Genomic DNA, 11270 nt, shown 5'->3' with positions numbered 1-11270 from the left:
CGTCCCGGTTGCGGCTCCGGCCCCGAACCTTTAGCTAGCGGCGCAGGGCGTTGCGGGCCTTCGCCCCCCCCCCCCGGGGGCCGGGGTTCCGGCCCGGGCCCAGCACCGGGGGTGCGCGGCACGGAGGCCGGCCGGCGCGGGCCGCTCAGCCGACGCGGCCGGCCGGTACGGCGTGCCGCGCCGCGCCGCCCGTCGCGGCCCCGTCCCGGGCCTCGGCCTTCGCCTGGGCCGCGTACGTGTCGACGTACTCCTGCTCGGACAGCTTCAGGATGGCGTACATGATCTCGTCCGTGACGGCCCGCAGCACCAGGCGCTGGTCGGCCATCCCGGCGTAACGGGAGAAGTCCAGCGGCTCCCCGAAGCGGATGGTGATCGGGACGACGCGCGGCAGCCGTCGGCCGGCCGGCTGCGCCTCGAACGTCCCGATCATCGCGCACGGCACCACCGGCGCGCCCGAGCGCAGCGCCATCTCCGCCACGCCGGTCTTCCCCTTGTACATCCGGCCGTCGTGCGAGCGCGTGCCCTCGGGGTAGATGCCGAGGAGTTCGCCGCCGCACAGCACCCGTACGCCTTCCTCGACGGCGGCCTGGCCGGCGCTCCGCCCGGAGCGGTCCACCGGGATCTGCCCGCAGGCGCGGAAGAAGGCCGCGGTCAGCCGCCCTTTGACGCCCCGGCCGGTGAAGTACTCCTGCTTGCACAGGAAGGTGATCCGGCGCCGGACCGTCGCGGGCATCAGGAAGCTGTCGCAGAAGGAGAGGTGGTTTCCGGCGATGATGGCGGCGCCCGACGCGGGCAGGTGCTCCAGTCCTTCGACGCGGGGGCGGAACAGGCACCGCAGCAGCGGCACCAGCACCACGGATTTGAACAAGTAATAGAACATGTAACTGATCCCCTCCCCAGAGTGATCCCCCCGCGTCGGGGGACGGTAGTGCCGCTCCGGTTCCGGAGGGAGAGGGCCTATTGAGCCACCGTCAGGCCGGCGGGCGCGGGGAGCGGATCACGCCATCGGCCGCACCGGGACACCGGTGCGGCCGGGCCGCGGTCACCGGTTCGCGGGTGTCTCGTCGGCGAAGACCTTGGTGACGAGGCGTCCGTCCTCGGTCAGGTAACCGTGCAGCATGCCCTCGCTGCTGTGCGGGGCGTCGAAGACCCCCCGGGCGTTCAGCGCGATGACCCCGCCGGTGCCGCCGAGTTTCGGCAGCCGCTTCACCAGGACCTCGTACGCGGCGCCGGGCAGGTCCTTGCCGCCGAACTCGATCAGGTCGGAGATCGTGGCGGTGGCGGCGCCCCGCAGGAAGACCTCGCCCGCTCCGGTGGCGCTGGCCGCGACGGTGCTGTTCTTGGCGTAGGTGCCCGCGCCGACGACGGGCGAGTCGCCGACCCGGCCGACCATCTTGTTGGTCAGACCGCCGGTGGAGGTCGCCGCCGCCAGGTCCCGCTTCGCGTCCACGGCCACCGCGCCCACCGTGCCCTGGGTCAGCGTCTCGCCCGTACCCTTCACCCGCCCCTTGGCCCGCAGCAGTTCCTGCCAGCGCTTCTCGGTCCAGTAGTAGTCCTGGGTGACGGTGGGCAGGCCGCCGCGGGCCGCGAAGTCGTCGGCGCCCTCGCCGGCCAGCAGCACGTGCCTGGTCTTCTCCATGACCAGCCGGGCCGCGGAGACCGGGTTACGGACGTTGCGTACGCCCGCCACGGCCCCCGCCGCCAGGTCGGAGCCGCGCATGATCGACGCGTCCAGCTCGTGGCCCGCGTCCTCGTTGAACACCGCGCCCTTGCCCGCGTTGAACAACGGGTTGTCCTCCAGCACGCGGACCGCGGCCTCGACCGCCGCCACGCTGCTGCCGCCCTTGCCCAGAACCTTCTGCCCGGCGCGCAGCGCGTCCGCCAGCCCGTCGCGGTACGCCTTCTCCTGCGCCGGAGTGGTGTCCTCGCGCTTCAGCGCGGTGCCGGCGCCGCCGTGCACCGCGAGGACGACGTGCCGGGCGTCCGGCCGCGGCTTGCCCCCGGCGGTCTGCGCCGCGACGGACCCGGCGGCTCCCGGGCGGCCTGCGGAGACCGCGCTGCCGGGCACCGTCGCCAGCAGCGCGGCCGCGGCCAGCGCTCCGGCGCCTGCACACGTCATACGCCATACCGGTTTCCTGGCCATGGGCTCACTCCCTCGAACGCACCCCGCCCCCGCGCGGGGTTGACGGGTATCGGTCAGCACGCGGCCCGTACGGTCCGCGGAAACGACCGGCCGGGCCGGTGATCAGGCGTCGGCACGATATCCCGTACCTGCCGGGCCGAAGCCGTCATGATCCGGACAGACCCCGGGCCGCCCGCCCCGCGCCCGGGACGGACGGCCCGGCACCCGTGCGGGGCGGGCGGCAGGGCGGCTCACACCGTACGGATCGCGGGGTCGCTCACCCCCGCCGCGCCGTTCTCCACGTGCCCGGCGAACCGGCGCAGGAAGGTGCGGTCCGTGTCGCAGACGACGCTCACGTCGTACCAGCGCTTGCCCGCCCGCAGATCCACGGTGTGGGTCACCCGCTGCCCAGGGCGCACGGTGACCTTCCGGGAGGCGCCGCCGTACGCGTCGCCGATCGTCAGGGTGCGGACGCCGTCACCCGCGTTGGTCAGCACCAGGTCGAGGTTTCCGGTGGCCCTGTTGTGCCGCGCCGTCACCTCGGGCCCGGCCGTCCTGCCCGGCCCCCGGAAGGTGCGCACGAACCCGTTCGGCCCGAACACCGACAGGTCGTACGTGCCCTTCGAGTACGCCGTGTTCCAGCTGTCGGAGAGCTCCTTGCCGCGCTCGGTGGTGTACGTCCACGGACCGTCCCCGCGGTTCGGCGCCGTCACGTAGAACTGCGCCCCGGCGTCCGCACCGCCGCTGAAGGTCAGGCGGAACTTGCCGGCGGCGACGTCGGCGGCACCGTCCACGTGCGGCGCGTAGGGCAGCGGCCGGGTGGGGCGGGTGCCGCGCTCCTGCTTGGGCAGGCTGCCCGCGGCCGGTGGCTTCGGGTGGAAGTCGGCGGGCTGGGGGTGGATCGGCGTGTAGCCGCCGGTGTCCGGCAGCGGCCCCGGCTTCCCCGTAGCGCTGAAGTCGAACGCCGAGGTCAGGTCGCCGCAGACGGTGCGCCGCCACTTCGAGATGTGCGGCTCCGGCACGCCGAAGCGGCGCTCCATGAACCGGATGATCGAGGTGTGGTCGAAGGTCTCGGAGCAGACGTACCCGCCGGTGCTCCAGGGCGAGACGACGAGCATCGGGACGCGCTGGCCGAGACCGTAGGGGCCGGCCTGGAGGTCACCGCCGCCGGGAAAGAGCTCCATCTCGGTGGAGACGGTGGACAGGCCCTGGGAGGCGCCGGCCGGCGGGTACGGCGGCACGACGTGGTCGAAGAAGCCGTCGTTCTCGTCGTACGTGATGAACAGGGCCGTCTTGCTCCACACCGCCGGATCGGAGGTCAGCACGTCCAGCACCTGGGAGATGTACCAGGCGCCGTAGTTGGCGGGCCAGCTCGGGTGCTCGGTGTACGCCTCGGGGCAGGCGATCCAGGAGATCTTCGGCAGCCGGCCGTTCCTGACGTCCGCCCGCAGGTCGTCGAGGAGCTGTCCGCCGCGCTTCACGTCGGAGCCCCGCCGCGCCTTCTCGTAGAGCGGGTCGCCGGGCCGGGCGTCGCGGTAGGTGTTGAAGTACAGCAGGGAGTTGTCGCCGTAGTTGCCCCGGTAGTGGTCCTTGATCCAGCCCCAGCTGCCTGCCGCGTCCAGGCCGTCGCCGATGTCCTGGTAGATCTTCCAGGACACCCCCTTCGCCTCCAGCCGCTCGGGGTAGGTCGTCCAGCTGTAGCCCTTCTCGTCGTTGCCCAGGACGGGGCCGCTGGGGTCGCCGAGGCCCTTGCCGTCGTTGCCCGTGTATCCCGTCCACATGTAGTAGCGGTTCGGGTCGGTGGAGCCGATGAACGAGCAGTGGTAGGCGTCGCAGACGGTGAACGTGTCGGCGAGCGCGAAGTGGAACGGGATGTCCTTGCGCGCGAGGTGCGCCATGGTCGTGGCGGTCTTGGCCGGGATCCACTGGTCGTAGCGGCCGTTGTTGAACGCCCGGTGACTGCCGTTCCAGTCGTGGTTGAGGTCCTCGATGAAGGTCAGCCCCAGGTTGTCGTCCTTGGTCTCGGGCCGGAAGGGCAGCACCTCCTTGCCCTTGCCGTCGGCCTGGTGCCAGACCGGCTTGCCGCTCGGCAGCGTCACCGGCCGCGGGTCGCCGAAGCCCCGCACACCGCGCAAGGTGCCGAAGTAGTGGTCGAAGGACCGATTCTCCTGCATCAGGACGACGATGTGCTCGACGTCCTCGATGGTGCCGGTGCGGTGGTGTGCGGGGATCGCGGCGGCACGGGCGATGCTCTGCGAGAGCGCGGAGAAGGCGGCGGCCCCGCCGGTGAGTTGGAGGAACCGCCGCCGGTTGAGTTCTGGCATGGCTGAAATGACCCCTCGGGATGGGTGGCTACGGGCGCGACTGGAGTGTTCCAAGAGGAACGAGGCCGTGGGAAGACGTCGTGGCACCGCGGTGAAGAGTCGCGGGACGGGACGTGAACAGGCGGACGTCGGCCCTCCGCTCCGGCGGTGCGGGGCATATCGTGCCGCCGCCCCCCATACCGCCCCGCCGTTGTTCGAGCGGGACAGGGGGACAGTTGGCGACGGGTGGGGCCGAAAGTCTGCCGGACGGCCCTGCTCCACCCTTCTGGCATATGCCAATTGCATAGTTCCGCTTTTTCGACACCGCATGATCGACCGATTTCGACGCCAATGTCGCGCCCGTCGCCGAAGCGGAATCAGGTAATTCCGATCACCAGTTTCGAACCGACTTGCTGCTGAGTAGGGTGTGGCACTGCCGGTGGAACTGGGGGAACAGTGCGTACCGGTTGGTTTGGGCATGGCTGAAAATGCGCTGGTGGCCGACCTCACCGGCGAAACGGCAGGAGCGGCAGGGGACATGACCGCTGGGTTATTCGAGGGGCAGTACGTGTGGCATCCGGCAGCCGACGACCTCCAGCTCGCACGAGCCTGCGTGGACGTACGGGCGGGCCGCTACTTCAGCGCGCACGAAATCCTGCGGGAGGCCCGCGAGGACTTCGGCGTACGCGCCCACCGGTCGCTGGTGCTCGCCTCCGAAGCCGCCGACTCCGACCTGGCGGAACGCTGGCTGGCCGAGGAGCCCGGCCGGGAAGCGGCCCTGGTGTGGGCGCGGGTGGCGGTACTGCGCGCGGTCCGCGCGGCCGACGGCGGCGACCGGCGGGCCGAGGCCCTCGGCCGGATCGCGGTGGCCGCCTGCGACCGGGCCGCCGAGACGGCACCCGACGACCCCACGCCGTGGTCCGCAAAACTGACGCTGGCCCGCCTGCAACAGCCCCGCGACCCCGCGCCGCAAGGACTGCTGACCGCGCCGCCCGGCCCCTGGACGCTCTTCTCCCACATCCTGCGGCTCGACCCCTGGAACCGTGAGGGCCACCACCGCTTCCTGTCCTTCTTCTTCCCGCGTTACGGCGGCGAGGCGAACGCGTCCTGGGACGTCGCCGCGTTCCTGAGCCAGCGGGCGCCGGCCTCCTCACCGCTGCGGCTGCTGCCGCTGGTGGCCCTGGTCGACGGCTACAATCCGGCCTCCCTCCTGGCCGAACGCACCTGGGAGCAGCCGCAGTGGAAGGCCACCGCCCTGAGCGTCTACCGCAACTGGCTGCCGCACGTCGCCGGTTACCGCTTCACGCCGGTGCTGGACCTGGCCTACCTGGCGCACGCGCTGCACATGGGGCAGTGCGCGTTCGAGGCGCGGGCGGTCTTCACGGCCATGGGCCCGTACGCCTCCCGTATGCCGTGGAGTGTTTTCGGCGACCCCGAGGAGCAGCTGAACAAGGCGAGACGCGCGTGCGGTCTTCCGGTGCCCGATGCGGCATGACCTGCCGGTCGGGGGAATCCGGGGCGTGCGGGCGGTTCGGGACGTGCGGGCCGTGGGCCGGTGGTCCGCGCCGTGCGCCGGATCGGCGCCGGTCCGCCGCTCGCCGGGGCGAGGGGCCGCCGTCCGTCGGTCCTCGTCCGTGCCCTGATCCCGTACGCCGCTGATTTTGTATGCCCCTGATCCCGCTGTTCCCCGTCCCCCTCGGCCTGCCGGAGGTGGCCTCCGGGCGCCCCGGCACGCCTCGAAGACAGGTGCCGACACCGCGTATCGACGCTCCGCGCCGATGTCTTCCTGTCCCCACCAGAAAGGTTGCGGCTGTGTCCGATCCCGTGTCCCCCGCCCGAGCGAGAAGCCGCCGCGCCGCGGATCCCGTCACCCTCGACGACGACGCGACGCTGCACGCCATGGGCTATCCGCGGAAACTGACCCGGCGGTTTCGCGCGTTCGACAATTTCGCCATCTCTTTCACCATCATCAACATCCTTTCCGGGATCTTCTCCTCCTTCGGGTTCGGAATGAACGCCGGCGGGCCGGTGATCCTGGTCTTCGGCTGGATAGCCGTGGCCGCCATGGTGCTGTTCGTCGGCGCCTCGATGGCGGAGATCGCCTCCGCCTACCCCACCAGCGGCGCCCTGTACTTCTCCGCCGGGAAACTGGCCAAGCGGCACCGGGGCGCCTGGTCCTGGTACACGGGCTGGCTGAACTTCGTCGGCCAGGTCGGCGGCACCGCCGCCACCGGCTACGCGGCCGCCACCTTCATCCAGGCCTTCATCGCCATGCAGTGGCCGTCCTATGAGGCCACCCCGCAGCGGGCGGTCCTGATCACCGCGGCGATCCTGTTCGTCCAGGCGCTGGCCAACACCTTCACGGTGCAGCTCGTGGCGGTGCTGAATCGTATCTCCGTGTGGTGGCTGCTGATCGGCCTGGTCGTCATCGTCACCGCGCTGATCGCGCTGCCCTCGCACCACCAGTCCCCGTCGTTCGTCACCCACTTCGTCAACAACACCGGGTTCACCAACGGCCTGTACGGCGCGATGCTCGGCCTGCTCGTCACCAGCTGGACGTTCACCGGGTTCGACGGCAGCTTCCACATGTCCGAGGAGACGGTGCAGGCCACCGTCAACGCGCCCAAGGGCATCATGCGGGCCATCGGCTACTCCGCGGTCGCCGGCCTGGTCCTCATGCTCGCCCTGGTCTTCGCGATCCGCGACTACGCGGGCGCGGCGAGCGCCGAGGCGCCGCCGGTGCAGATCCTCATCGACGCGCTGGGCGTGGGCACCGCCAAGTTCCTGCTGCTGATCGTCATCGGCGCGATGCTGTTCTGCGGTCTGGCCAACATGACCAGCAACACCCGGCAGATCTTCGCGTTCTCGCGGGACGGCGCGATGCCCGGGTCCCGGTGGTGGCACTCGGTCTCCACCCGTACCCGCACCCCCGTCAAGGCGGTCTGGCTGGCCGCCGCCTGCTCCCTGGTCCTGGTCATCCCCGGCTGGTGGTCGCACACCGCGTTCACCGCCGTCGTCAGCGTCAACGTCGTCGGGCTGTTCCTCGCCTACGCGGTGCCGATCTTCCTGCGGCTGCGGCTGGACACGTTCCGGCCCGGGCCGTGGAACCTGGGGCGCTACGGCAAGCTGGTCGCGGCCGTCGCGGTGACCTGGATCGTGATCAGCAGCGTGCTGTTCATGCTGCCGCAGGCTTCGCCGATCACCGCTGAATCGTTCAACTACGCGCCGATCGCGCTGGGCGTCGTACTGATCATCGCCACGGTGTGGTGGTTCGCCACCGCCCGGCGGCGCTTCCAGGGGCCGGTCAGCTACGGTCGGCCCGACGAGGTGGCCGCCATGGACCTGATCTGACGGCACCCCGCTTCGGGCCGGGCCCCGCGCCCGGCCCGGCCCGGCCGTCCCCGACCAGGGGGCGGCCGCCGAGCAGCCTTCGCCCCGCCGTTCCGCGTGGCGGTGGGGCCCAAACCCAAGGACGTACGTCAGGTATGACTCCCTCCGGTGAGATGGCGCGCCAGCGCGCCGAGTCCGACGTCGATGCCCATGCCGTCGCCGGTGTGGCCGCTGGGGGCGGCGCGACCGCGACGCTCGCCGGCCGGTCCGGTGCCGGGCCGGCCGGCGGCCTCACCGTCCGGGCCGCCACCCTTGAGGAGTGGCGCGAGGTGGCCGAGTGGGCCGCCGCGGAAGGCTGGAACCCCGGGCACGGGGACACGGACTGCTTCCACGCCACCGATCCGGACGGCTTCTTCATAGGCCTCCTCGACGGGCAGCTCGTCTCGTCGGTCTCCGTCGTCAACTACTCGTCGCGGTACGCGTTCCTGGGCTACTACCTGGCGCACCCCGATCACCGTGGCCGGGGGCTGGGCCTGGCCACCTGGCGTGCCGCCGTACCGCACGCCGGGGAGCGGACGATCGGGCTGGACGCGGTTCCGGAGCAGGAGGCCACGTACCGGCGGGCGGGCTTCGCCACCGCCTATCGCACGACGCGGTTCCGGGGGTGGCCCGGGCGGGCCGGGCGGGGTGGTCCGGCCGCGGTGCCGGGTGGGGCCGGTGTGTCGGTCGTGCCCGTTGGCGCCGAGCATCTCGACGAGGTCGCCGCCTACGACCGGCGGTGCTTTCCGGCGGACCGGGGAGCGTTTCTCGCGCGGTGGCTGACGGCGCCGGGGCACCATGCGTATGTGCAGGTGCGGGATGGTCGGGTGGCGGGGTACGGGGCGGTGCGGCCGTGTCGGGACGGGTATCGCGTCGGGCCGTTGTTCGCGGATACGTCGCGGGGGGCCGAGGCGGTGTTCGACGCGCTCATGGGGCATGTGGGGCCGGGTGAGGTGGTTTACGTGGATGTTCCTGATCCGCATCACAGTGCGCGGGCGTTGGTGGTGTCGCGGGGGCTGGAGGCGGATTCGCACACGATGCGGATGTATACCGGGGCGGTTGAGGCGGTTCGGGTGGAGCGTGGGTATGCGGTGACCAGTCTCGAACTGGGGTGAGGTCCGGTCGGCGGGTGGGGGTGCGCGTTGTGCGCCGTCGGTCCGGTGGTGGCGGGCTCCTGTGTGGGTGGGCACCCCTGTGCCGATCTCCGAGGCCAGTAGTTCACTGAACGTCAGTACCCTCGCTCGCGGAAGGTGATGACGTGCGCCCCGGGTGGGGTACGGGAGGGGTCGATGGGTGACGGAGGGGCGGCGTGTGGGGAGGATGCGGCGGCGTTCTCCCGGCTGGTGGGGCGGTATCGGGCCGAGTTGCATGTGCACTGTTACCGGATGCTGGGGTCGTTCGAGGAGTCCGGCGAGCTGGTGACGGAGGCGCTGCTGCGGGCCTGGCGCGAGCGGGAGAGTTTCGCCGGGCACGCGACGTTCCGTACCTGGCTGTATCGCGTCGCCACCCGCGCGTGCCTGGACTTTCTGGCGTCCCGGCCGCGGGGTCCGCTGCCCGAGGAGGCGCGTGGTGGCGGACCGGTGCCGGCCGGTGCGCTGCCCTGGCTCCAGCCGTGTCCCGATACGTTGCTGGATCAGGTCGTGGCCCAGGAGCCGGGGGCGGGCGAGGTGGTGGCCGAGGAAACGATCGCGCTGGCGTTTGTGGTGGCACTGCAGTTACTGACGCCGCGTCAGCGGGCTGTGTTCGTACTGCGGGACGTGCTGGGCTGGTCGGCGCGGGAGACGGCCGCGGCGCTGGAGGTCAGTGTGGCCGCGGTGAACAGTGCGTTGCAGCGGGCCCGGCCTGCTGTGCGGGGGCGGGTGCCGGGGCGGGCGGGGGCTTCGGAGGCCGGCGGGGATGTGGTGCTTCGGCGGTATGTGGAGGCGGTGGAGCGGGGGTCGGACCGTCGATGTGTGGCCGCCTGGATGAATCGGCAGCCCGCTGTCGCGCTCTATGCCCGGCGTCCGGGAGAGCGTGTCCATCGTGCTTACGGTCTGGAAGTGCTCCGCGTCGACGGTGACCGCGTCGCGGAGGTCACGTTCTTCGCGCCCGGTGTCTTTGCCGTCGTGGGGCTTCCCCCGACATGGTGAGGGCCGGGTGGACCGCAGTGGGATCGCCGGGCTGCTGGTGTGACTTGGCGGCGAGTGCCGGGCTGTCGGTTCGCCCGCTTCGCATGGTGGGGGCGTGCGGGAGCCGACGCCGGTGAAGCGTGGGGGCTTCTGTGTGACCACCACTCGGCCGTTCGTTTGTGCGGGTGTGGTCAGGGGGTTCCTGATGTCGCGCCGGTGGTGTGGCTGCTGTCGGCGTCCCAGCCTGCGGCGGTGACTCGGGCGAGCAGGGGGCCGGCCACGGCGGTGGGGACGGCCAGGCGGACCGTGAGGTCGGCGGGGGCGTCGGCGCCGGGGCGTACCTCGGCGTCCTCGGGGCCGACGCCCAGTTCGGCGGTGGCGCTCAGGAGGCGGGAGAGTTCGCCGGGGCGGTCGGCGATCCGTACGCGTACGGAGGCGGAGCGCGGTGGGTGGCCGGGGTGGCCGGGGTGGCCGGCGGACATCTCGTCCAGGCCGGTGATGCCCCGGTCGAGGAGGTCCACGAGGGTTCCCAGGCTCTGGGCGCTGCGCCGGCCGGGCGGTCCGGCCAGGTCGTGCAGGGCGGTGAGGAGTTCGGCCAGGTCGCTCTGGAGGTCGGTGAGGACTCCGGCGACGGCACCGGCGTTGGCCTGGAGGATGTCGCTCCAGAGACGGGAGTCGCCGCGGGCGATCCGGGTGACGTCGCGCAGGCCCTGGCCGGCGAGGCGCGGGGCCTGGGGCGGGCCGTTGCGGAGCCGGGCGGCCATCAGGCTGGACACGATGTGCGGTACGTGGGAGGTGAGGGCCACCGCGTCGTCGTGCGCCTTGCTCTGCATCACCAGGGGTACGGCTCCGCAGAGCCCGATCAGGGCGAGGGCGCGGTCGAGGGCGGTGCGCGAGGTGAGCCGGGACGGGGTGAGCACCCAGACGCGGTCCTGGAAGAGGTCCACGCGGGCCGCGAGGGGGCCGGAGCGCTCGCGGCCGGCCAGCGGGTGGCCGCCGATGTAGCGCGTCGGGTCGGGCGCTTTGGCCAGGACCGCCCGTTCCGGTTCGGACTTCACGCTGGCCACGTCGGTGTAGGTGCTGGCCAGGCCGCGCGTCTGGTGGTGGGCCAGTACGGCGGCGACGAGGCTGGGCGGGACGGCGATCACGGCGAGGTCCACCGGTTCGGGTGGCGGCCCCGGTATGCCGGCGCCGAGTGCGGCGGCGGTCCGTACGGCGGACTCGTCGCGGTCCTGGAGGTACACCGTGACGCCCTGGCGGGCCGCGGCGAGTGCGAGGGAGGTGCCGATGAGCCCGGTGCCGACGACGGCGAGGGTGCGGATCACCGGGCACCGCCCGGACGGGGGTCGGCCGGTGCGGCGGGCGGGG

At 72.2% G+C, this 11270-nt stretch carries 8 protein-coding genes; 4 read left to right on the top strand and 4 right to left on the bottom strand.

Going from position 1 to position 11270, the window contains the following annotated elements; translation table 11 throughout:
* Positions 1-145: 145 nt before the first annotated feature.
* From ACFV57_RS35970 to ACFV57_RS35960, 3 genes are all read right to left on the bottom strand, one after another.
* On the bottom strand, positions 146-880 hold the full coding sequence (locus tag ACFV57_RS35970; RefSeq protein ID WP_385241150.1) for a lysophospholipid acyltransferase family protein: 735 nt from the start codon (positions 878-880) through the stop codon (positions 146-148).
* A gap of 162 nt (positions 881-1042) precedes the next feature.
* Positions 1043-2119 (bottom strand): isoaspartyl peptidase/L-asparaginase family protein, encoded by a 1077-nt coding sequence (locus ACFV57_RS35965; protein ID WP_385241147.1) that lies wholly within the window; start codon positions 2117-2119, stop codon positions 1043-1045.
* 254 nt (positions 2120-2373) lie between these two features.
* Positions 2374-4446, bottom strand: coding sequence for a phosphocholine-specific phospholipase C (locus ACFV57_RS35960; protein WP_385241144.1), 2073 nt, complete (start codon positions 4444-4446; stop codon positions 2374-2376).
* Between the two features lie 517 nt (positions 4447-4963).
* On the opposite strand from ACFV57_RS35960, the gene ACFV57_RS35955 reads away from it, so the two are divergent.
* The 4 genes from ACFV57_RS35955 to ACFV57_RS35940 all read left to right on the top strand — a co-directional run bounded on the left by ACFV57_RS35955 (position 4964) and on the right by ACFV57_RS35940 (position 9923).
* The gene (locus ACFV57_RS35955; protein WP_385241141.1) at positions 4964-5920 is read left to right on the top strand and encodes a hypothetical protein; all 957 of its coding nucleotides are present in this window, start codon (positions 4964-4966) and stop codon (positions 5918-5920) included.
* Between the two features lie 404 nt (positions 5921-6324).
* The gene (locus ACFV57_RS35950) at positions 6325-7776 is read left to right on the top strand and encodes an amino acid permease (protein ID WP_385241278.1); all 1452 of its coding nucleotides are present in this window, start codon (positions 6325-6327) and stop codon (positions 7774-7776) included.
* Positions 7777-7910: 134 nt separating this feature from the next.
* Positions 7911-8909: a GNAT family N-acetyltransferase gene (locus tag ACFV57_RS35945; RefSeq protein ID WP_385241138.1), complete on the top strand. Its 999-nt coding sequence runs from the start codon at positions 7911-7913 to the stop codon at positions 8907-8909.
* A gap of 174 nt (positions 8910-9083) precedes the next feature.
* Positions 9084-9923 (top strand): RNA polymerase subunit sigma-70, encoded by an 840-nt coding sequence (locus ACFV57_RS35940; protein ID WP_385241135.1) that lies wholly within the window; start codon positions 9084-9086, stop codon positions 9921-9923.
* A 170-nt stretch (positions 9924-10093) separates the two neighbouring features.
* Here the strand turns inward: ACFV57_RS35940 and ACFV57_RS35935 are convergent.
* On the bottom strand, positions 10094-11270 hold a 1177-nt coding region (locus ACFV57_RS35935; protein ID WP_385241132.1), incomplete at its 5' end, for a prephenate dehydrogenase.

The organism is Streptomyces sp. NPDC059788 (assembly GCF_042732265.1).
Lineage (GTDB): Bacteria > Actinomycetota > Actinomycetes > Streptomycetales > Streptomycetaceae > Streptomyces.
Note: the sequence above shows the minus strand (reverse complement) of the source record. Positions and strands in the feature narration are given on the sequence as shown.

Bases quoted from the DNA above. Each gene is read 5' to 3' on its own strand.
- ACFV57_RS35970 (WP_385241150.1), bottom strand. From the start codon at position 880: ATGTTCTATTACTTGTTCAAATCCGTGGTGCTGGTGCCGCTGCTGCGG.
- ACFV57_RS35965 (WP_385241147.1), bottom strand. From the start codon at position 2,119: ATGACGTGTGCAGGCGCCGGAGCGCTGGCCGCGGCCGCGCTGCTGGCG.
- ACFV57_RS35960 (WP_385241144.1), bottom strand. From the start codon at position 4,446: ATGCCAGAACTCAACCGGCGGCGGTTCCTCCAACTCACCGGCGGGGCC.
- ACFV57_RS35955 (WP_385241141.1), top strand. From the start codon at position 4,964: ATGACCGCTGGGTTATTCGAGGGGCAGTACGTGTGGCATCCGGCAGCC.
- ACFV57_RS35950 (WP_385241278.1), top strand. From the start codon at position 6,325: ATGGGCTATCCGCGGAAACTGACCCGGCGGTTTCGCGCGTTCGACAAT.
- ACFV57_RS35945 (WP_385241138.1), top strand. From the start codon at position 7,911: ATGACTCCCTCCGGTGAGATGGCGCGCCAGCGCGCCGAGTCCGACGTC.
- ACFV57_RS35940 (WP_385241135.1), top strand. From the start codon at position 9,084: ATGGGTGACGGAGGGGCGGCGTGTGGGGAGGATGCGGCGGCGTTCTCC.